Source organism: Clostridium sp. TJA020 (assembly GCF_058310295.1).
Map to the genome: position 1 here is coordinate 112,658 of NZ_JBZEFC010000003.1, position 21,021 is coordinate 133,678.

At 27.5% G+C, this 21,021-nt stretch carries 23 protein-coding genes; 5 read left to right on the top strand and 18 right to left on the bottom strand.

Translation table 11 applies throughout. From position 1 onward, the window contains the following. Window positions 1-14: 14 nt before the first annotated feature. From AC4FQ1_RS06525 to AC4FQ1_RS06605, 17 genes are all read right to left on the bottom strand, one after another. Window positions 15-449 (bottom strand): EutP/PduV family microcompartment system protein, encoded by a 435-nt coding sequence (locus AC4FQ1_RS06525; protein ID WP_491147819.1) that lies wholly within the window; start codon window positions 447-449, stop codon window positions 15-17. Beyond that, complete coding sequence (locus tag AC4FQ1_RS06530; protein WP_491147821.1) at window positions 446-814, bottom strand: BMC domain-containing protein; 369 nt, start codon at window positions 812-814, stop codon at window positions 446-448. The genes AC4FQ1_RS06525 and AC4FQ1_RS06530 overlap by 4 nt, the downstream gene beginning before the upstream one ends. Window position 815: 1 nt before the next feature. After that, the gene (cutD, locus tag AC4FQ1_RS06535) at window positions 816-1,769 is read right to left on the bottom strand and encodes a choline TMA-lyase-activating enzyme (protein ID WP_303128772.1); all 954 of its coding nucleotides are present in this window, start codon (window positions 1,767-1,769) and stop codon (window positions 816-818) included. A gap of 65 nt (window positions 1,770-1,834) precedes the next feature. Beyond that, entirely contained in the window at window positions 1,835-4,381 is a 2,547-nt protein-coding gene (cutC, locus tag AC4FQ1_RS06540; RefSeq protein WP_491169274.1) for a choline trimethylamine-lyase, read from the bottom strand. Between the two features lie 24 nt (window positions 4,382-4,405). Continuing rightward, window positions 4,406-5,890 carry an aldehyde dehydrogenase family protein gene (locus AC4FQ1_RS06545; RefSeq protein ID WP_491169275.1) on the bottom strand — a complete coding sequence of 495 codons (1,485 nt, stop codon included), beginning with the start codon at window positions 5,888-5,890 and terminating at the stop codon, window positions 4,406-4,408. Window positions 5,891-5,917: 27 nt separating this feature from the next. Further along, the gene (locus AC4FQ1_RS06550) at window positions 5,918-6,217 is read right to left on the bottom strand and encodes a BMC domain-containing protein (protein WP_039316665.1); all 300 of its coding nucleotides are present in this window, start codon (window positions 6,215-6,217) and stop codon (window positions 5,918-5,920) included. A 16-nt stretch (window positions 6,218-6,233) separates the two neighbouring features. Further along, complete coding sequence (locus tag AC4FQ1_RS06555) at window positions 6,234-6,530, bottom strand: BMC domain-containing protein (protein WP_303128765.1); 297 nt, start codon at window positions 6,528-6,530, stop codon at window positions 6,234-6,236. 22 nt (window positions 6,531-6,552) lie between these two features. Next, window positions 6,553-6,819 carry a hypothetical protein gene (locus AC4FQ1_RS06560; RefSeq protein ID WP_303128764.1) on the bottom strand — a complete coding sequence of 89 codons (267 nt, stop codon included), beginning with the start codon at window positions 6,817-6,819 and terminating at the stop codon, window positions 6,553-6,555. A 5-nt stretch (window positions 6,820-6,824) separates the two neighbouring features. Next, complete coding sequence (locus AC4FQ1_RS06565) at window positions 6,825-7,877, bottom strand: DMT family transporter (RefSeq protein ID WP_491148166.1); 1,053 nt, start codon at window positions 7,875-7,877, stop codon at window positions 6,825-6,827. A gap of 478 nt (window positions 7,878-8,355) precedes the next feature. Beyond that, window positions 8,356-9,180, bottom strand: coding sequence for a MerR family transcriptional regulator (locus tag AC4FQ1_RS06570; protein ID WP_491147826.1), 825 nt, complete (start codon window positions 9,178-9,180; stop codon window positions 8,356-8,358). A gap of 194 nt (window positions 9,181-9,374) precedes the next feature. Further along, a complete protein-coding gene (locus AC4FQ1_RS06575; RefSeq protein ID WP_491169276.1) occupies window positions 9,375-10,520 on the bottom strand; it encodes a 1-propanol dehydrogenase PduQ in 1,146 nt (381 codons plus the stop codon). A gap of 212 nt (window positions 10,521-10,732) precedes the next feature. Continuing rightward, entirely contained in the window at window positions 10,733-11,209 is a 477-nt protein-coding gene (locus AC4FQ1_RS06580; RefSeq protein WP_491147830.1) for a hypothetical protein, read from the bottom strand. A gap of 100 nt (window positions 11,210-11,309) precedes the next feature. Further along, window positions 11,310-11,990 carry an HD domain-containing protein gene (locus AC4FQ1_RS06585; RefSeq protein ID WP_491169277.1) on the bottom strand — a complete coding sequence of 227 codons (681 nt, stop codon included), beginning with the start codon at window positions 11,988-11,990 and terminating at the stop codon, window positions 11,310-11,312. Window positions 11,991-12,001: 11 nt separating this feature from the next. After that, window positions 12,002-12,499: a GNAT family N-acetyltransferase gene (locus AC4FQ1_RS06590; RefSeq protein WP_303128752.1), complete on the bottom strand. Its 498-nt coding sequence runs from the start codon at window positions 12,497-12,499 to the stop codon at window positions 12,002-12,004. Window positions 12,500-12,646: 147 nt separating this feature from the next. Further along, window positions 12,647-13,084, bottom strand: coding sequence for an ACT domain-containing protein (locus AC4FQ1_RS06595; RefSeq protein WP_303128750.1), 438 nt, complete (start codon window positions 13,082-13,084; stop codon window positions 12,647-12,649). A gap of 146 nt (window positions 13,085-13,230) precedes the next feature. Further along, window positions 13,231-13,797: an NUDIX hydrolase gene (locus tag AC4FQ1_RS06600; RefSeq protein WP_303128748.1), complete on the bottom strand. Its 567-nt coding sequence runs from the start codon at window positions 13,795-13,797 to the stop codon at window positions 13,231-13,233. Between the two features lie 2 nt (window positions 13,798-13,799). After that, complete coding sequence (locus tag AC4FQ1_RS06605) at window positions 13,800-14,756, bottom strand: PD-(D/E)XK nuclease family protein (RefSeq protein WP_303128747.1); 957 nt, start codon at window positions 14,754-14,756, stop codon at window positions 13,800-13,802. A 182-nt stretch (window positions 14,757-14,938) separates the two neighbouring features. On the opposite strand from AC4FQ1_RS06605, the gene AC4FQ1_RS06610 reads away from it, so the two are divergent. The 5 genes from AC4FQ1_RS06610 (at window position 14,939) to AC4FQ1_RS06630 (ending at window position 18,783) form a co-directional block, all read left to right on the top strand. Then, a complete protein-coding gene (locus AC4FQ1_RS06610) occupies window positions 14,939-15,157 on the top strand; it encodes a PspC domain-containing protein (protein WP_303128746.1) in 219 nt (72 codons plus the stop codon). A 273-nt stretch (window positions 15,158-15,430) separates the two neighbouring features. Then, window positions 15,431-16,021, top strand: coding sequence for an ECF transporter S component (locus tag AC4FQ1_RS06615; RefSeq protein WP_303128745.1), 591 nt, complete (start codon window positions 15,431-15,433; stop codon window positions 16,019-16,021). 56 nt (window positions 16,022-16,077) lie between these two features. Further along, window positions 16,078-17,043 carry a P1 family peptidase gene (locus tag AC4FQ1_RS06620; protein WP_491169278.1) on the top strand — a complete coding sequence of 322 codons (966 nt, stop codon included), beginning with the start codon at window positions 16,078-16,080 and terminating at the stop codon, window positions 17,041-17,043. Between the two features lie 252 nt (window positions 17,044-17,295). Then, a complete protein-coding gene (locus AC4FQ1_RS06625) occupies window positions 17,296-17,478 on the top strand; it encodes an alpha/beta-type small acid-soluble spore protein (protein WP_303128742.1) in 183 nt (60 codons plus the stop codon). A gap of 147 nt (window positions 17,479-17,625) precedes the next feature. Continuing rightward, on the top strand, window positions 17,626-18,783 hold the full coding sequence (locus tag AC4FQ1_RS06630) for an AI-2E family transporter (protein ID WP_491169279.1): 1,158 nt from the start codon (window positions 17,626-17,628) through the stop codon (window positions 18,781-18,783). Between the two features lie 44 nt (window positions 18,784-18,827). Here the strand turns inward: AC4FQ1_RS06630 and AC4FQ1_RS06635 are convergent, their stop codons facing one another. After that, window positions 18,828-20,987 (bottom strand): YhgE/Pip family protein, encoded by a 2,160-nt coding sequence (locus tag AC4FQ1_RS06635; RefSeq protein WP_491169280.1) that lies wholly within the window; start codon window positions 20,985-20,987, stop codon window positions 18,828-18,830. Window positions 20,988-21,021 lie beyond the last annotated feature (34 nt).

Here is a 21,021-nt window from a genome sequence, read left to right on the forward strand (position 1 = left end):
ATCTATTCACCTACCTATTTAAGTAGATATTCTTTAAGTTTCTTCATATCTACATCACTATTTTCTCTAATTAAAAAATATGGCTCTATAATTCCTATTCTCTTTAGATTTTCTTTGCATTTATCTATATTTTCATAGTTACTACTAACTTTGTTTACAACCCCAATGACCTCTATATTAAAAAGATTCGCAAATCCTTCACTAATTATTTCATTAGGATTTTCATAATCTAAAACATATACTATTTTTTTAGCATCTTGAGCTAATGCTATTATATGTTTATACATCCAAGCACTATCTAAATAAGAACTAGGAATGTCCATAGTATTTTCACCATAAATAACATCGGCTGTCCGTTTTAGAGGACCATCATAATCATTTAAATAATTTACAATAGTTGTTTTCCCTGAATTTCTTCGCCCAACAACCATTATTCTCTTTTTCCTCATGTTCTAGTTATAGGGCATACTGTAAAACCTAACATATCTTTTAAAGTTTCATTTACTGAATTTAACGCTTCATAAACGCTATCTACGTTACCGCTTATTAAAACTGATCCTGTAAATCTATCTAAAAAACCAATTTCTACATCAGCAACTTTTGTTGCTATATCTGCAGCTATAATTGCAGTTTCATATGGTGTTAACGTTAGTATACCTATAGCTCCTTTTTCATCTATTCCTAATCTTTCATAAATATCTTTCATAGGAGATGCAATAATGTGTGATAAAGTTATCTGCTTTCCTGGTACTGACTCTTGAATTACCCTTTGTATATTTTTTTCTTTTAAGTTAACTATTTCTCCAACATTCATTTTAATGTCGAACTACCTTCGCATTCATATCATATCTTTTTATATAAGATTCAATTCGATTTAAATCTTCATCACTTAAACTAGGGTCACCGTATACAGGGTATTCAACTCCAAGTTGGTTATATTTATTAACTCCCATCTTATGATATGGTAATAAATCTATACCTTTAAAATTTTTATATTCTTTATATGGAAGTAAAAACTCCATAGCTTTTGTTATAGCTTCTTCACTATCATTTACACCTTTTAAAAGAGGCATACGTATTTGGACATTAAATTTATTTTGAAGAAGATTTTTTAAATTTTCTAAAATCTGTTCATTTCTAACTCCTGTCCATTTAAAATGCTCATCAGAGTTTATATGTTTAATATCAAATAGGAATAAATCAGTAAATTCTGCAATTTTTAAAATAGTTTCTGTTTTTGTATATCCTGAAGTTTCTATAGCAGTATTAATTCCAACATTTTTACATGCCATAAGAAGACTTAAGGCCGCTTCAGGTTGCATTAAAACTTCACCACCACCTAGGGTAACTCCGCCACCAGACATCTCATAAAAAGTTCTATCCTCTTCAATGATTTCTAATAGCTCTGATATTGTTTTATTTTCACCAATTATATTTATTGCTGATTTTACGCAAGCTTCTTCACATTTTTTACATCCAATACAATCTATATTTCTATTTATTTCATGAGTATTTGTAATACTATTTACTGTATGAATACCAACAGGGCAAACATCTACACATTCTAAACAATTTTCACAAAGATTGCTTTTAAACATTACCCTATTTTTCTTCATCATCCCTTCAGGATTAGCACACCATTTACAACGAAGTGGGCATCCTTGAAAGAATACTATAGTCCTAACACCTGGGCCATCATACATATTGTATTTTTGTATATTGAAAATTCTTGCTTGTCTTTCAATAATTCCATTTGCATTATTATTCATATCTAAACTCTCCAGCTTTCTTAAGATTATGTAGTAGAGAAACTACTACATAATCTATAGTTTTATTAAAAATGTGTTAGCATAGTTCTACTAATAATCTCATCTTGAACATCTTTGCATAACTCTACGAAGTATGCACTATATCCAGCAACTCTAACTATTAAATCTCTATAAGCTTCTGGGTTCTTTTGAGCTTCTATTAATGTCTTATTATCTAAATAGTTAAATTGAACTTCTCCAAGTTGAAGAGCACAAGCACTTCTTAATAAAGTTATAATTCCTTGTTCTCCTTCTGGAGTATCAAGAAGACCTGACATTAATTTAAAGTTATGAACCATTCCTATATTCATATTGTCACAAGCCATTTTTGAAACAGATTTAATGATAGCAGTTGGACCTTTAAAATCTGCCCCTTGAGTTGGACTAATACCATCTGAAAGAGGTGTCCAAGCTTTACGTCCATTTGCAGTAGCTCCTGTTAATTGTCCAAATGGAGTATTATTTGAAATTGATAATGTTCCATGACTTAAAACTGAATATAATGTTTTATATTTTCTATGTTCCATTTCAGTAAAGTTTATTAGATCTGCTCCAATATAGTCAGCGTAATCATCATCATTACCGTATTTTGGTGCTTCTAAACAATCTTTTCTTAATTTTTCATATCCAATAAAATCAGCTTTTAATGCTTCTTTCATTTCTCTTAATGTATATTTTTTCTCATCAAATACTAATTTCTTAATTGCAGCCATTGAATCAATGTAAGTTGCAAGTCCACTCCATACAACTCCTGGTCCAAAGTTATACATAGCTCCACCAGCTTCAACACCTTTTCCCTTTTCCATACATCCTTCATACATAATTGACATAAGTGGTTTTGGTGCAAGCTCTCTGTGAACTCTTTGAGATATTACTGTTGCTACACTTGTCCATTTAGTAATAAATTTAATTTGTTCTTTAACAGCAGCTTCAAATTCTTCATAAGTTTTAAAGCTATCAACATCACCTAAGTCTGGACAAACTTGCTTTCCATACCATAATGGAACTCCATTATTAAGTACTAATTCTATACATATTGGCCATTGAGTATATCCAGTAGAAGTCCATTGATATAATCTACCTGACTTTTGTGGTTCAACACATCCCATTAAGCAGTAATCTCTAGCATCTTCAATTGAAACTCCTTTAGCAAGCATCATCTTTATATGAACATCATCAAAGTGACATGCTGGGAATCCCATTCCTGCTCTTATAACTTGTACTATCTTTTTAAGATATTTTTGTGGTGATGACTTATGAATACGACAAGCTAATGATGGTTGATAAATCTTAACATGTCTAACTGCATCCATTAATAAATAAGTTAAATCATTAGTTGCATCTCTACCTTCTCTTGTAACTCCACCAACACACATATTTACGAATGGTTGATATCCTGCAAAGAACTTAGATCCACCTTCACTTGTTATCCACATCATTTCTGACATCTTAATAAGCATACATCCTGCAAGTTCAAAAGCTTCAAACTCAGTCATTCTTCCTGATTCTAAATCAGCTTTAAAGAATGGATACATATATTGGTCAACACGTCCAATTGACATTCCTGTTTGGTTTTCTTCTACTACTAATAGTGATTCTATTGTCCAAACAGCTTGGATAGCTTCCCAGAAAGTTTCTGGTTTATGAGCTGGAACCTTAGCATTTACTTCTGAAATTTTAAATAGTTCAGCTTTTCTCTTAGGATTTGTTTCTTTTTCAGCTAACTCTCTTGCATACTCTGACATACGTTTTGCATATATCATTACACCTTCTGCAGTATCAATTACTGATTTATAAAAGTATATTTTTTCTATATCTTCTGGATTTGCATAGTTAAGCTCTTTTAATTTTTCTTGAGCTTCATTAACTATATCAAGCATACCTTTTTTCATTAAAATAACATCATATCCTGGATTTGAGTCTCCTCCACCATTTACTGCATGGTATGAGCAATCAGAAACAAATGATTCTCCTGAAAGTTCCCAAACACCTGCTTCTCTATATTGATCTTCACAATATTCATCTACTGATTTACCCTTCCAGAATGGGAATAATTCTTCTCTCATGAATTTCTTATCTTCTTCTGAAATATAGAATGGATCTTGAGGTCTTTCTCCTATAGTATCTATTTCATCTACCATCCATCTCCAAGCTATATCTGGTGAAAATGCACCTGCTCTTGGTGCACCATTTGGAGCTCCAACTATAAGTTCATTATCTTGAATTACTAATGGTGCAGTTTCACAGCAGTGTTTGAAACATTTACCTCTTAATATTGATTTAGGTGTTCCTGGGTTTTGTTTTGCTATTTCAGTTATAGCTCTTGCTCTATGAGTTGTTATTGAAGGAACTTGCTTTAAATAATTTTCCTTAAGTTTCTTTAAACGTTCTGTTATTCCATCTGGAACTTTCCCATCATTTGAAGATACTGCACATTCTGCAACTACAGGTTGATCATCTTTTTTTATTTCATCTGAAACACTTTCAAACATTTTTAATAATGCTTGACGTTCATTTTCAGACATATTTTTAGTTGCTTCCATAAATTTATTTGAAAATTCACGAATATCCATTTTATCTACTCCTTTTCTATTTAATTATTTTTCTTTTAAAATTTGAGTTAAAACATTTTTAAGAAGTTGCATATTATCTAAAGAATTATCTAAACTTTTATCAGTAATATTATTAACCTCTCTATTCATGCCTATAGAATTTAAAAATTCATCTTTATTTCTTACTTCATAACCAACTTTTCTTATATATACTAAGTTCATTGGAGATACATTATCAGAGGTCATTCCTTTTCCAACAGATCCACTTCCAAGTGTCATTGATGGGAAAAGATTTGTTGTAGCTCCCATACTTCCAAATACTCCTGAAGTATTAACCAAAATTCTTCCAACTGGTTTTTTAAGAGCAAACTGCTTTATTACTTCTTTATCATTTGAATGAATTATAAGGGTATGACCTTGTCTTTCACTTAAAAGCAATTCTATACATTTCTCACAAGCATGCATCCAATCATCTTCTACATAAAATGAAAGTATTGGACAAAGTTTTTCTCTAGAATGAGGATTATTTAAGGAAACAAACTTTTGAGTTGATATCAAAACCTTTACATCAGATGCAATATTTATTCCAGCTCTTTTTCCTATAAATTCTGGTGACTTTCCAATAAACTCTTTTTCAAGATTTCCATACTTATCAAATATAATTTTCTCAAGAGATTTAGATTCATCTTCACTCATAAAATAAGCTCCATTTTTAATAAGCTCATCTTTCACTTCTTTTGCAATAGGACTATCTACAACTATAGATTGCTCTGCACCTGAAACTACCCCATAATCAAAACTTTTGCTATCTATAATATCTTTAACTGCCTTTTTTATATTAGCAGTTCTCTCTATAAACGCTGGCCCATTACCTGTTCCACCATAAATAACTGGTTTTCCACATTTAGTTGAAACTTTTAATAAATCTTTAACACCAGTGTTCATAACTAATGATGTATCTTTATGTTTCATAAGTTCTATAAAACCACTTTCAGATACTATACTTAAATAAGAAATTGCTCCTTCTGGAAGTCCATAACCTTCAGCTGCTCTAATTAGAATATCTAAAGTTCTTTTCATAACATTCTTTGCTTTAGGATGGAGACCAAATACTATTGCATTTCCTGATTTTATAGCTATAACTGAATTATAGATTATTGTTGAAACTGGGCTTGTCATAGGACAAAAAGCTGTAATTACTCCTATTGGAACTCCAATATCCATAGTTTTATTACTATCATCTTTTTCTATTATTCCTACACACTTCATTCCATCTAACTTTTTTCTAAGATAAGAAACTACAAACCTATCTTTTATTAATTTATCTTCTACTCTTCCTAAGTCTGTTTCTTCAAAAGCTAATCTAGCTAATTCACCATCATACTCTTTAATAACTTCAAGCATACGGTTTACTATCTCATCTAGCTTTTCTTGTGGAAATGTAGCTAAACTTTTTTGAGCTTCCCTTGCATTTTCAACAAGTATTCTAGCTTCTTGCATGGAGAGTAAATCATTATCTATAATATTCATTTTCATCTCCCCTTTTCTAAAACTTTATTAAAGTACTTCTAAAGAATACTTATCTATAATTTTTTGAAGATCATTATGAGGTCTTGCTATAACTACTGAACTATAAAGATTTCCATCTTCCATCTCTTCAACAGCTCTTACTCCAGCATCAACAGCAGCTCTGCAAGCTCCAACATCTCCTGTTACTATAACTGAAATATAACCAGATGCCACATTTTCATAACCGACTAATTCAACATCCGCTGCTTTACACATAGCATCTGCTGCTTCTAAAGCAAAAACTAATCCAAATGTCTCAATTAATCCTATTGCTTCACGTCTAATCATATTAACCATTTCCTTTCTATTCATCAATATCATGAACTGATACTATTTTTCCAACTTCTCTAATTGGTCTTGGCATAACATTTTTTGCTGTAAGCTTTCCTATAGCTCTTGCAGCTTCTGCTCCAACTTCAACAGCAGATTTTACAGCAGCAACATCACCTTTAACCATTATAGTAACAAGAGTTGAACCTATATTTTCGTATGAAACTAATTCAACATTTGCAGCTTTAAGCATCTTATCTGCTGCCTCAAGTGCAGGAACTAAACCTATTGTTTCTACAAGCCCTAAAGCTTCATCTCCATAATACTTCATATATGAATACCTCCATCTTAAATTAATCTTTTATATATCCATTGATTGCAGCTTTACCTTCTTCATTTGCATGATAAAAAATAATAAGCTCATCATTTTCATCTAAATCAACTCTAGTTTCTTCGATTAATCCATTAGCTTCTGCTGTTAATAAGGCATCAATTATAGATTCTTTATTAAATGTTCTAAAGCTTGAGTAATCTCCCTTTAAAGCTTCCATAACATCTAATGCTGAAGCTTCATGAACTTTTGTAAAATGTTTTAATATAGCATAATTTAAAGGTTTCATAAACTTTATGCCTCCTTCTTTCTAAAAAAGTCTAAAGGATTTGTAGCTATAGTTAAAATACCAAACATCATTATAATAGCTCCAATCCAAGCTACTGCTGGTAGTGACCATCCATCCATACCTGAAATAACTCCTAAAACTAAGTAACAGAAGAAAGGTCCAAAGAATGAATATGTACCATTACAAGCAGTTCCAAGTCCCGCACCACACATACTATTTCCTTTATACCAAGCCATAAATGTTAAGAATGTTAATAATCCACTTAAAATGAACCATATCATTGCAGGGCCACTAGTAAATGCTTGAATAGCTAAATTTTTAGAAATTTGTAAATCTCCTGCTAAAAGTCCCATTATAGGTACTACTATAAATAAATTAGCTATACCTGATGATAATTGACGGATACATATTCCAATTTGTGGATCAACCATTGTTGATGCATATCCTGCAACACAACCTTCAAATCCCCAGCCTAAAGCTGCTATAACTGCTATGAAAATTCCTAAAAATACAGTTCCTGAAACTCCTCCTGCAAATCCTGTACTTCCTATTAAGAAACTTGCAAATACACATATTGCAATTCCTACTGCCATACGTTTTGTAATTTCTTGCTTGTAAAGTATTTTTCCAAGAATTGCAGCAATTGCAGGGCAAAGAGCTGATATAGGAACTATAATTGGACCTGCCATTTGAAGAGCAACAACATAAGCTGTTCCTGCTAATGGACCTCCTAAAAGTGCTGCTCCTATAATTATTCTTCCTGGTTTAGAAGCCAAACATCTTATAAAATCTTTAAACTTACCTTGGACTAAAGAGTTTCCAATTGCCCAAACAGCACTACAAGTATCATTAATTGCATTTCCAAGGGCAGCAAGTAAATAAACTATAACAAATGCTGAAAGACCTGCTGTATTTGCTCCATACCAATCTTCCCAAACTCCTTTACTCATTCCCATTGTTAAAAATGCAGTATAAAGACCATATGAAATACCTGAAAATAGTGCTATTGCAACTCCTTTTTTAAAGAAATTGCTTTTCATTTTTGCTTTTAATTCCATCGCCTTACTAATTCTTTGATCATTAGTATTTGCTTTAGAATCAACTCCTACTGATATCTCTGACATAAATAAGAACTCCTCCCATATTAATTGATTTATAAATAAACCGATTGCATTGTTAATTTTTTAGCAATCACTTTACTATTAAACGTTTACCAAAATAATATAAATGTACTTACAAATTAAATTTCTTAAATTGGAATATTGTATACTTCTTATTTTTATCTTCGCTTTATTCAATTTGATTATAATCCCTCCACTTAAGTTAAAGGTCAATAACAAATTTCAAAACTTTTGTAAACGTTATTTTTATATTTATTTAAATTTTATTAACTTTATTTTAAATAATTCTATATTTATAATGCTATAATTCCATTTTTTAATACTTTTTTCTATAATTTGTAATATAAAACAAAAAAAGTTATATAAAAAACCTTTCACCTAAGGGTAAGCTTTTTTATATAACTTAATAATTAATCTAATTTTTAATTTTTATCATAACTTCTGTGACAAAATTTCTACTATCTTTGCTTGTCCAATAATCAACTACATATCTTTCATAGCATTCATCTTCACATTCATAGTTATGTAATTTTATCCAATCTAGTATTTTTTCATAAGTTTTATTTATATTATCATGAGATCCTATATGATAACATGAAGCTACTAATTCTCCACCGAATTCAATAGTTTTTTCTTTTTCACATTTTATTAAACTTTGCTGAATTATTCTCATGGTTTTACAAGTGCCATTAATTTTTTCTTTATAGGATGGAAATTGTATTATAACAGGTCCTGTAATCGCATTATCAATACTCTCTATATAGTTAGTAAAATCAATGTTTATTATAGAATCTATATAATCATAATCAAAATCTTGATCTAAAAACAGCATATCAACTTTATTAATATATTTTACCGAAACCTCATTTAAATTATTATCAATAACCATTTTTGCCTCTTTAACTAATGAATACCAATCTATAATAGATTTTTTCTTCAAATTTAAATTTCTTTCAACTTCCTCAAGCTCTTTAATTTTTTCTCTAAAATTCTCTTCAATTTCACTACACTCACATTCATAAATTAAATTTTTAATTTCTTCAAGTTTAAATCCGCTTTGCTTATAATACTTTATGACTGGAATAGATAACATATTATCTTTACTATAATACCTGTATCCGTTTTCATCATGTACAACATCAGGAGATAATACTCCTACTTTATCGTAATATCGTAATGTTTTCTTACTTATCTTGCAAATTTTCTCCACTTTCCCGATATAATACATTTCATCCTTCATATTTCTTCCTCCTATCCTTTGTTAACCTTGAGTAAAAATTATTAATTGTCATTAATTTATCATTATCATATTGAGAATTTATTGTCAATATTTTCTTATTATTTATTAAAACTTATAAAAATACTTAAATAACTTTATAAAAACCTATAAAATAAATTAAAGGTTAAACATAAAATATGCTTAACCTCTATATTTTAAATTCCAATTATCTTATCTAGTAATAGATTTAAATCTTCTCTAGAAACTTCTCTAGGATTTGAACTAGTACATACATCCTTCAATGCAGCCTCTATTATTTCATCTCTAAAGTCATTAATTAGTTTTATATCTACTCCAAGTTCTATTAAGTTTTTAGGAATAGATAAATCTGATTTTAAATTTGCTATATTTCTTATTAAATTATTAACTCCTATAACAGTACTACATGCATTTATATCTAAAAGTTTTGCTAATCTTTGATATTTTAACGCAACTAAATCATAATCTTGCATATATAAATTATTATTAATATTAGCATTAAACTCCATAACATATGGAAGTATTATAGCATTTGCCTTTCCATGAGGTATATGAAGTTTTCCTCCTATAGCATGAGCTAAACTATGAGTTATTCCAAGACCTGAAGCATTAAATGCCATCCCTGCAAGACAAGATGCATTGTGAAGTTTTTCTCTAAAAATTAAATTTTCTGGATCATTATACGCTAATTTTAAATTATTAAAGGCTAAACATAGTGCTTTTTCTGCTAAAGCATCAGAAAAATCATTAGAACCTTTTGAAACATACGCTTCAATTGCATGTGTTATTACATCCATTCCAGTATCTGCTGTTATAGATTTAGGAACAGTTTTTGTAAGTTCTGCATCTAAAATAGCAACGTCTGGTAAAAGTGCTTTGTTAGTTAATGCATATTTTAAATTTTCTTCTTTATTAGTTATTACCGCATATTCCGTAACTTCTGATCCAGTTCCACTTGTTGTAGGTATAGCATAAAATTCTATATATTTTGAATTCTCTTTAAATAAATTATTATAATATTCACGTATAGCTTTAGCTCCATCTATAGAAGATCCTCCACCTAATGCAATAATTATATCTGCATTTAACTCTTTAAGCTTTTTCACTCCTAGTGCAACTATTTGAACACTAGGGTCTGGAACTATGTCACTAAAAATAGAAACATTACAATTGTTTAATTTAATTGCAATTTTTTCTGCTGTTTTACTTTCTTCCATAAATTTATCACATATAATCAGAACATTTTTATTTGAAATTTCACTTAATTTACTTAAAGCTCCTTCACCAAAATATATTTTAGTTTTTAGACTAAATTCTTTCATTTTTATCTTCTCCTTAATCTTAATAAAAAGATAAAAATAAGATTTTAAAGTATACGTTTCCAATATTGATATTTACATTGTATCATTTTTTTTTAATATGTAAAATAAAATATTTAAAAATTATTTAAAATTAAAAAAGATGATTTTTAAAAATCATCTTTTTTAACACTATTATTTTAAAAACTTATAGTAATTAAATTGAATAAAATAAATTAATTATTTATAGAACTATACATTTTATTTTTTAAATTTTTAATTTTTTTACTTGCATCACTATATTTTTTATTATCAATTAAACTTTGAATTTCTTTTATCTCATCTTTTATTGATTTCTTTTTAGAATCACTAAATTTACTTAAATCAAAATTTCTAATATCATTTAATTGATTGTTTAATATTTTTTCATTATCAGTCTTAGCTCTATTTATTAGTTCATTCATTTGACTTTCTAATTCTGGAACTATTTTTACATTTTTAAATTTTATGACACTATCAGCCTTCTTCTTTAATTGTTTATATTCTTTTTCTTCTTTTCCAATCATATATTCACTAAATTCAGTTTTATGACTGTTTAAGTATTGCTCAAATTGTTTTATTATTTTATCTTCTCTTATTGTATTTAAAATCAATAAAATTAATATTAATACAGATATTAATATAGATAAAATAATTTTAGTTTTCTTTTTCATCTTTTGCCACCCTCATATTATAAAATAAATTCTTGCATTTCATAATAATAAATTAAAAATATATATAAATTGTTTTTATATATTTAATTATTTATTAAATTTATATTATAACATCAAATTCTTCAAAAAATCTATTAAGATATTCCTCCATATAATCAACTCTATCTTTTGCAATTTCTTTAGCTGTATTTGTTATCATATCATATTCAAGCTTAAATAATTTTTCATAAAAATGATGTATTATAGAACTACTTCTAGAAGTTAAATCATATTCTCTATCATTTAACTTTTGATTTGGATTATACATTTCTTCTCCTATATATTGACCAAACATAAATGCTCTCGCTATTCCAACTGCTCCTAATGAATCCAAATTATCAGAATCCCTTAGTATTATACCCTCTATAGGTGATTCTAATTCTTTAATTACATCACCACAAAAAGAATGTTTGTCAGTTAATTTTATACACTCTTTTATTTTTTCTACTAAATTATTATCAATTTTTAATTTCAAACATATATCATTAAATATTTCTTCTATATCATCTGAATGTTTTAATTCAACATCATCTTTTAATTGTAGTCTGTGTAAATCATGCATATATGATGCTAAGCATAAAATATCTAAATCTCCATTTAATTTATCTTTTTCATTTATATATAAAGCCATCTTATATACTCTATCTAGATGATATATATCATGAGCTCCTTCTTTACAATATTCCTTTATAAGCTTTTTAACTTCATCTCTTACAACACTATAATATTTACTATCCCCCATATCTTTCACCTCTACATTTTACTTTCATAAACATCTTTAAACTTATCTCTAGTTAATCTATATACAGTCCATTCACTCATAGGAACAGCTCCTAGGCTTTTATAAAATTCAATTGATGGCTTATTCCAATTAAGGCAACTCCATTCCATTCTATGACAACCTTTTTCATAAGCTAACTTTGTTAAATATTTAAATACCTTTTTCCCATAACCCTTACCTCTATATTTAGGCTTTATATATATATCCTCCAAATAAAAACCTGATCTTCCAATAAATGTAGAATAATTAAAGAAATAAACTACATATCCTATAGGATTACTATCCTTTTCTATTATTAAAACTTCTGCTTCTTTTCTTTTAAATATAGACTCATATACCTCATCTTCTGTTGCAATAACTTCATTTAACATTTTTTCATACTCAGCTATTTCTCTTATAAATCCTACAATTAAATTTATGTCACTTTCTACTGCCTTTCTTAAGTTAATACTTTCTAACATTTCCCCCATAAATTAAACACCTCTATCTTAACTTATTCTTGTTATATTATACCATAATAAGTATATATACTTAATAATATTAAAATTCTAAACACTATATTTATTTAAAAAGGCCTAATAAACTAAAAGTTTATTAAGCCTTTAAATTAAAATAATTTATTCCATCGCTATAAAGTCAACCTTTTCTACACTAGACATCTCTCTTAGTCCATCTAAAAGAGCCGTTATATCACATTCTAAAGATGTCATATCTATAGTTACACTAAGATTTGCAGCTCCATTTATAGGAATGCCTTGATCTATTGTAAGTACATTTCCACCTTTATCTGATATATAATTTAATGTATCTGATAAAACTCCTTTTTCATGCTTTATAATCATACTAAAAGTCATTTTTCTTCCTTGGACGCTTTCTGCAAAATCAAATACATGATCCTTATATTTATAATATACACTTCTGCTTATCCCTACTATCTTAGTAGCTTCTGTTATTTCTTTTATTTTTCCATCTTTAAGTATATTCTTAACTTCTATAACCTTTGAATACACCTCAGGTAAAACTTTTTTATCTACAACTAAATAATTGCCTTTCATTCACTACACCTCTATAATAATAGCCCCCAAATATATATTACTCATCTCTAGTGTATGTAATAAAATTGTTACTGCCATCATTATAATAACATGTGTCTTTATTGTATACAACTGTATTTTATTTGTATACACATTTTTTTAACATATCAATATAAATTTTTAATTAATTTTAATATTATACCACCTTTTATTGATACATTATTTTTATCTACAAAATCAATTACCTCATCTATTTTAACTTTAATAACTTCAATTTCTTCATTTTCTTCTACATTATCAGAAGTTATCTCTCCACATACATCCATTTTTACTATAGCCGTAGTTTCGTCAGTCATACCAACTGATGTATAACTAGGCTTTAAAAAAACTTCATAACTTGTTGATTTAAGACCAGTTTCTTCAAATAACTCCCTTTTTGCTGCTTCTTCCATAGTTTCTCCTGGATCTATTATTCCTGCTGGAAGTTCATATATATAATCACTTATTACAGGTCTATATTGCTTAACTAATACAACTTCTCTATCACTTGTTATTGGAATTATCATAACACCATCTGCTTTATTATGATTTTTTGTCTTACAAGCAAGATCTTTTTCTTCTCTCCTTGTTGCAAAATAATATTTTTTTAAATTCCCTTTTTTATTTTCTAATTCCATTTCATACATATTTAAATACTTATTATTTGTTTGCTTTTTTAATTTAAGTAATTTCATAACTAATATCCACCCTTCTTACATAATCTTTTATATTTACATATATAACATTTATAATCCTCTTCACACATTAAAAAACTTTCCTTATTTTTTGGCTTATTTATATTTTTATCCTCCAATAATGCATCTATAACATTCAATTCTAAATTTATTCTATCTTTCATATTATTGATGTCTTCTTTAGTAAAGTCATATTCATAATTTTCTCCTAGATATAAATACTCTACTCTACCCTTTATATAATTTATTGGAATATTATATTTTTCCATAACATATATTGCATAAACCAAAATTTGATCTTTATTTTCCTCATCATATTTACCAGTTTTCCAATCAACAATTACCCAGTTATCATTTTTATCAACATAAAGCATATCTATTATAGAAAAAACTTTAACTTTGTGGATAAAAATGTGATTAAAGCTCCCTTCATCAATTTCTATGATATTTTTAAAGTTACCATTTGATATATCAAAAAATGTTTTGCTCTCAAAAAAATTCTCAGTACATTGTTCTATTCTTTCTTTAATTTCATCTATATCTTCTTTATTTATTTTTCCATCATAATAATATTCTTGAAGCATGTTTCCTTTAGGATAAGTATCCCATTCAACATCTCGATTCTTTTTACTACTTTGTTTAACTAATATATTTAATTTAAGTCTAATAAATTCCTTAAACTTGTCCACATCAATTTCTTTACCTTGGTTATTACTTTGAAATTTTATTATATTTTTTATTCCTTCATGAATTATATCTCCAAAATATATCCATATATTTGTTAATTTTTTCAATCTCCAAGCTAATTTTCTTTCCTCTGAAACTTCCATTTCCCATCCTCTATGTGAACCATAGTATGTGTAATAATACTGCCTTAAGCAGTTTTTTAATGTCTTAACCCTAGAAATACTCCAAGATTTCTCTGGATAAGCTTTCACAATATAATTATTTTCTTTCATAACTTCCTCCTAAGACATACTATAATATTATTATACTATTTATTTTTTAAATTCTTAAGAAAGTATATTAAACTCTTAAAAAAATATAAATGTTAATTTAAGTCCAACAAACTATATTGTATATTACATTATTTTTAAATATACTGTATTTATTAATTAAAAGCTTTTAGGGGGTAATTATAATGAAAAGATTATATAAAGTTCCTGATAAGGGTAAGATAAGCGGTGTTTGTCAAGGTATATCAGAATACTTAAATATTGATGTTACTGTAATAAGACTTATTTGGATTATATTTACTTTTTGTTCTTTTGGGGCAGGTATAGCTGGATATATTGCTTGTATTTTTATAATGCCAAATAAAGACGATATAATTAAAAATACTGATAATAATTCATACTAATTTCAAGGAGTAGCTAATAAAGTTACTCTTTTTTAAATTTTCTGAATAAAACTACTTTTCATTCCTAAATATAGTAAATAACTCATATTTTAAATTCTATTGAAAAATATCGATAAATTTTTAACAATTTCTATTGAAACTCCTTTTTCTTCATTGTAAAATATATACTGTCGGTATTCAAATTTTTTGAAACTGAACGCAAAATTCAAAATTTTTATATTGTTTTTTGCCGAATTATATCCTAAATTGGGGAATAAGAACGGAGGTTACAAAATGGAAAGAAGTGCAAGCAAAAGAATTTTAGGACTTCGTCAAATGGTTATTGTAGGTATGCTTTCAGGTATATCAATATTTCTAGGACTTACAGGACTAGGATTTATACCGCTACCTTTTATGAAAGCTACAATAATGCATATACCAGTAATAATTGGCGCAATAGTTGAAGGTCCTTTAGTTGGTGCATTAGTAGGAGGCGTTTTTGGTATTTTTTCTATGTATCAAGCATTTACAGCTCCTGGTCCAACATCATTTATATTTTATAATCCAATAATTGCAATTGTTCCAAGAATATTAATTGGTATAGTAGCTTATTATGTTTATAAACTATTAAAAAATAAGTTTAGAAAAGAATCAATTCCTATAGGAGTTGCAGCTGTACTTGGAACTATTACAAACACTGTTGGTGTTTTGGGGCTTACTTATGTTTTTTATTTAGAACAGTATTCAAAAGCTTTAAACATAGATCCAACAGCAGCAGGAACTGTTATTGCAACTGTTGGTGCAACTAATGGTATTCCAGAAGCTTTATTATCAGCGCTTATAACAATACCAGTAGTTTTAACTATTAAAAAAATAAAAAAATAATTTGATTTTATGCTCCTATCTTTTATAGGAGCTTTTGATTTAGGGGGGTAATTTTTATGAGAGAAATTAAATTTGTTGATATAAACGGAATAAAATTGGGTCATGCTCAAAATATTAAAGGTCTTACTGGATGTTCTGTAATACTTTGTGAAAAAGGTGCAACTGGTGGTGTTGACGTAAGAGGTGGAGCTCCTGGCACTCGTGAAACAGATCTTTTAGATCCTTCTGAAATGATAGAAAAAATTCATGCTGTTGTGCTGTCAGGTGGAAGTGCTTTTGGTCTTGATGCATCTTCAGGTGTTATGAAATATCTCGAAGAAAAAAATATAGGATTTGATGTTCAAGTTGCTAAAGTTCCAATAGTTTGCTCTGCTGTTCTTTTTGACTTAGCTTTTGGAAATCCTAAAATAAGACCTGATAAATCTATGGGATACGAAGCCTGTGTTAATAGTGAAACTTATAATGATGATATAAATGGTAATATAGGTGCAGGATACGGAGCTACTATTGGTAAAATTTTAGGTCCACATACTGCTATGAAAGGTGGACTTGGAACATATGCTGTAGAAGTTGGTAATTTAAAAGTAGGTGCTATAGTTGCAGTTAATTGTCTTGGAGATGTTATAGATCCTAAAACTTCAAATATTATTGCAGGTGCTTTAGATAAAAATACAAACAAATTTTTAAATAGTGAAAATATTTTAATTAATAACTTAAAAAACCCTAAAACTCCATTCAAAGGAAATACAACTATAGGCTTAGTAGTAACTAATGCTAATCTTTCAAAATCTAATGCAAAAAAAGTAGCTTCAATGGCTCATAATGGCTATGCAAGAACTATGAGACCAGCTCATACAATGTTTGATGGAGATACTATATTTACAATGGCTACAAATGAAGTTGATATAGATGTTACAACTGTAGGTATGATAGCTTCTAATGTTATGGAAAAAGCTATATTAAGAGCAATAAAAGAAGCCGATTCATTAAATGGAATTAAAGCTTATAAAGATTTGCTTTAAAATTTTTAGGTATAAATTGGATTAATTTTTTTGTAGTATTTTTTTTCTTCCTGGTTAAACTATAAATAATCTATTACCACATATGAAATATAAGAATTAAACTCTAAAATATTTTTTAGCAAAATTATTTCATAAATATTCCATATATGGTTTTAGAAACATAGTTTATAAATTCTAAAAAGACATAAACTATGAATGTAAAGTAAATCAAATAAACTTTACAAAAACATCTCGTATAAGGAGGAATGAACAATGGCAAGAAAATTAGTACCAGAAGCAAAAGACGGATTAGCAAAATTCAAAAATGAGGTAGCTAATGAAATGGGAGTTCCATTCACTGACTACAACGGAGACTTATCTTCAAAACAATGCGGAAGCGTTGGTGGAGAAATGGTTAAAAGAATGGTAGAACAATACGAGAAAACAATAAAATAATAACAATCTAAAGATGAAATGGTAGGATAATTATCCTACCATTTCTCTTTTTAAATATTTATCTCTTTTCATTGCTATAAATTTTTTATATATGTATAATATTTTCTATAACTATATTTACTGAAAATAATGAAAGGGGAATTTTAATTGAAAAATTTAAATAGTAAAGTCAAACAATCACTTTTAATTTCCACATATATAATAGTTTTATCATATATTTTTCTGAATCTATCTACTGTTGGTAATTTTCTAAAATGGAGTTTAAATATTTCCGCTCCATTTTTAATGGCTATAGGTATTGCATTTGTATTAAATATACCGATGAGAATAATTGAAAATAAATTACTTACACCTATCTCAAAAATTAAAAATTTTAAATTTTTAAATTCATTAAAAAGACCTTTATCCATTGTAATTACCCTATTACTAGTTATAGGATTGTTAAGTACTTTAGTTATTTTTATAATTCCCCAACTTTTAGATAGCGTATCTAAGTTAGTTGATAGCGTTCCACAATATATACAATCATTTGAAAATATTGTTCTTAAAAACTTAGGAAATATTGATGGTTTTGATTCTATTTGGACCACATTTATGAATGCTTGGAAAGATATATTAGGTCTTGCAAGCCAAGTATTAGGATTTACATTAAATCATATTTTAAATTTAACTATGAGCATAACATCTGGTATATTTAATTTTTTATTAGCTCTTGTTTTTTCAATATATATGCTTTCTAATAAAGAAAAACTTATTTTTCAATGTAAAAAATTTATATATGCACATTTAAAGGACAACCATGCAGATAAAATTCTTGAAATAGGAAGAATATCTAACGAAACATTTCAAAAATTTATTGGTGGTCAATGTATTGAGGCAGTTATAATTGGAACTTTATGTTTTATAGGAATGTTTATTTTAAGGCTTCCATATTCTCTACTAATAGGATTTGTAGTTGGTGTAACTAGCTTAATTCCTATATTTGGAGCATTTATAGGAACTATTCCATCAGCTTTTATAATACTTATAATAAGTCCTATTAAAGCTGTAATTTTTATTATATTTATAATAGTATTACAACAATTTGAAGGACATCTTATATATCCAAAAGTTGTTGGAAATTCAATAGGTTTATCTTCTATTTGGGTAATGTTTGCTATGTTAATTGGTGGAAGTTTATTTGGATTTTTAGGATTTCTACTTGGTATTCCTCTATTTGGAGTAATATATAAAATTACTAGAAAAAATACAAATAGAAAATTAGCTGAAAAAGGGTTATCAATATCTGATATAAATAATAAATAAAATAGACTGTTACACTATGATTTATTAGTGTAACAGTCTTTCTTTTATAATTCAGCTTCTTCAAACTTTTCTTCCATAAATATTCTTATTTTATTTAAGCTCTTTTTAAATATTCCTAATATTAAAAATACAATTCCAAATATACATAACATTTTAATATCTTTCATTGTACTACTCCATACTGGCCCTGCTATAGCTTCCCTAAATCCATCTATTGCATAAGTAAATGGCCATAAAGGCTCAAGCATTCTAAATATCTCAGGATTTGTTTGTATTGGATATATTCCTCCAGCACCAGCTATTTGAAATACCATTATTACAACTGCAATAGCTTTACCTATATTCCCAAATAAAGATACTAACGTAAATATAATTATAGTAAATACTATACATGAAAGTAATGCCATAGCAAATAATAATCCTGTATTTTCGGGATTTATTCCAAGTATATGTATATTTCCTGTAATTACAATTAATGTTTGAACTACACCAATAAATAAAAATAATAACATTTTACCAAAATGCTTTTGAAGAAATGATAATTTTTCACCATCTTCAAATTCATCACATTCTGTTGTAAGTAATGCAGCCATAAGAAGTATTCCAACCCATATTCCTAAAACTGTATAAAATGGTGTTAAAGCTACTCCAAATATTCCTGTATTATATACTTCTACTGTTTTTACGTTTATTGGTGATGACATAAATGAAGCTATTGTTTCTGGATTTTTGCTTAATAACTCTATTGCACTATCTATATTTTTACTTGTTATATTTTTAGTTTCATCTTGAAGCTTATTAATCTTTTTACTAAAATCCTCTACCTTCTTATTTGCATCTTTTATTTGAGATGAAGCAACATCTCCACTTAATATTCCAAGATTAGCTAACCCATTTAATTGTGGCACAACTATTTTACTCGCCTCTAAAACATTATTTGCACTATCCCCACCTTGTGCAAATGTATCTGCAAAAGCACTTAATGAAGGAATAATATTGCTATATAAATTATTTGATGCATTTGTTGTCTTACTTGAAAAATTATTATTTAGCTCAATTAATTTATTTATTACATTTTGTCCTTTTTCTGCAAATTTATTATTATCTATTAAAGATTTTAAAATAGATAATTGTTCTTTTTCTTGTACTATTACACTTTGTAAACTAGCTAATTTATCTATTTGACCTTGTATTGAATTGTTGTGCATTTGTTCATTTAATTTTATTAAAACTGCTTTTGCACTATCTATACTAGTATTTACTGAATCTAATATAGAGTTCATATCTTTTATTGTTTTATTAATCTTTTCTTTATCTAAGTTATCCTTTGTTACTGTAGATATATTATTTAACAATTCATTATATTTATTTTGTGTCATTTGAATTTGTGATAAATCATTTTTAAGTCCATTTCCTAAATTTTGAATACTATATTTAGTATTTAAAACTAATTCCTTACTTCCTGTAACCATACTTTGAAGATTATTTATTGAATTTGTAATAGCAGGTAAATCATTTTTTAAATTATTTAAATTTCCTTTTGTACTATTTATTTGTTTAACAGAACTAGATAGTTCATTACTTATTTTACTAATATTGTTTTCAGCTTGATTCAATGTATCTTTTAATTCTAATATTTGTGGCTTATTATTTTTTATATTATTTCCAAACTTATTTAAATATTTAAACGCTTCTTCATTTACAGTATTTATAAAGTTACTTTTTATTTCTTCTGTTAATTTATTTTCAGCTACTTGAGTTATTTTTGTTGCAATTGCATTTGCCTTTTCATTAGCTTTATATATTATATTTGGTTTTATAGGATTTGAACTTAAAAGACTTGTTAAATCACTTGAAAAGTTTTGTGGAATTTCTATAAGTGCATAATACTTTCCTTCATTTAGTCCATAATTTCCTTGCCAATCTCCAACAAACTGCCATCCTATATCTTTATTTTTCTTTAATTCCTCTACTATTTCATTTCCAACATTAATATTTTTACCATTAAATTTTGTTCCTGTATCTTCATTTACAACAGCTACTGGTAATGCTCCTGTGTTTACATAAGGATTCCAACAAGCCTTTATATTTACCCATGCATAAAGTGAAGGAATAAAGAATAAACCTATTACAATTATTATTGCTGCTGGATTTTTAATAATATTTTTCAAATCTCTTTTGAAAATCTTAAATATTTTCTTCATAATATCCTCTCCTGTAATAATTAATGGAATAAAA

Coding starts and splice junctions, on each gene's coding strand:
- AC4FQ1_RS06525 (WP_491147819.1), bottom strand. CDS start 449: ATGAGGAAAAAGAGAATAATGGTTGTTGGGCGAAGAAATTCAGGGAAA.
- AC4FQ1_RS06530 (WP_491147821.1), bottom strand. CDS start 814: ATGAATGTTGGAGAAATAGTTAACTTAAAAGAAAAAAATATACAAAGG.
- cutD (WP_303128772.1), bottom strand. CDS start 1,769: ATGAATAATAATGCAAATGGAATTATTGAAAGACAAGCAAGAATTTTC.
- cutC (WP_491169274.1), bottom strand. CDS start 4,381: ATGGATATTCGTGAATTTTCAAATAAATTTATGGAAGCAACTAAAAAT.
- AC4FQ1_RS06545 (WP_491169275.1), bottom strand. CDS start 5,890: ATGAATATTATAGATAATGATTTACTCTCCATGCAAGAAGCTAGAATA.
- AC4FQ1_RS06550 (WP_039316665.1), bottom strand. CDS start 6,217: ATGATTAGACGTGAAGCAATAGGATTAATTGAGACATTTGGATTAGTT.
- AC4FQ1_RS06555 (WP_303128765.1), bottom strand. CDS start 6,530: ATGAAGTATTATGGAGATGAAGCTTTAGGGCTTGTAGAAACAATAGGT.
- AC4FQ1_RS06560 (WP_303128764.1), bottom strand. CDS start 6,819: ATGAAACCTTTAAATTATGCTATATTAAAACATTTTACAAAAGTTCAT.
- AC4FQ1_RS06565 (WP_491148166.1), bottom strand. CDS start 7,877: ATGGAATTAAAAGCAAAAATGAAAAGCAATTTCTTTAAAAAAGGAGTT.
- AC4FQ1_RS06570 (WP_491147826.1), bottom strand. CDS start 9,180: ATGAAGGATGAAATGTATTATATCGGGAAAGTGGAGAAAATTTGCAAG.
- AC4FQ1_RS06575 (WP_491169276.1), bottom strand. CDS start 10,520: ATGAAAGAATTTAGTCTAAAAACTAAAATATATTTTGGTGAAGGAGCT.
- AC4FQ1_RS06580 (WP_491147830.1), bottom strand. CDS start 11,209: ATGAAAAAGAAAACTAAAATTATTTTATCTATATTAATATCTGTATTA.
- AC4FQ1_RS06585 (WP_491169277.1), bottom strand. CDS start 11,990: ATGGGGGATAGTAAATATTATAGTGTTGTAAGAGATGAAGTTAAAAAG.
- AC4FQ1_RS06590 (WP_303128752.1), bottom strand. CDS start 12,499: ATGGGGGAAATGTTAGAAAGTATTAACTTAAGAAAGGCAGTAGAAAGT.
- AC4FQ1_RS06595 (WP_303128750.1), bottom strand. CDS start 13,084: ATGAAAGGCAATTATTTAGTTGTAGATAAAAAAGTTTTACCTGAGGTG.
- AC4FQ1_RS06600 (WP_303128748.1), bottom strand. CDS start 13,797: ATGAAATTACTTAAATTAAAAAAGCAAACAAATAATAAGTATTTAAAT.
- AC4FQ1_RS06605 (WP_303128747.1), bottom strand. CDS start 14,756: ATGAAAGAAAATAATTATATTGTGAAAGCTTATCCAGAGAAATCTTGG.
- AC4FQ1_RS06610 (WP_303128746.1), top strand. CDS start 14,939: ATGAAAAGATTATATAAAGTTCCTGATAAGGGTAAGATAAGCGGTGTT.
- AC4FQ1_RS06615 (WP_303128745.1), top strand. CDS start 15,431: ATGGAAAGAAGTGCAAGCAAAAGAATTTTAGGACTTCGTCAAATGGTT.
- AC4FQ1_RS06620 (WP_491169278.1), top strand. CDS start 16,078: ATGAGAGAAATTAAATTTGTTGATATAAACGGAATAAAATTGGGTCAT.
- AC4FQ1_RS06625 (WP_303128742.1), top strand. CDS start 17,296: ATGGCAAGAAAATTAGTACCAGAAGCAAAAGACGGATTAGCAAAATTC.
- AC4FQ1_RS06635 (WP_491169280.1), bottom strand. CDS start 20,987: ATGAAGAAAATATTTAAGATTTTCAAAAGAGATTTGAAAAATATTATT.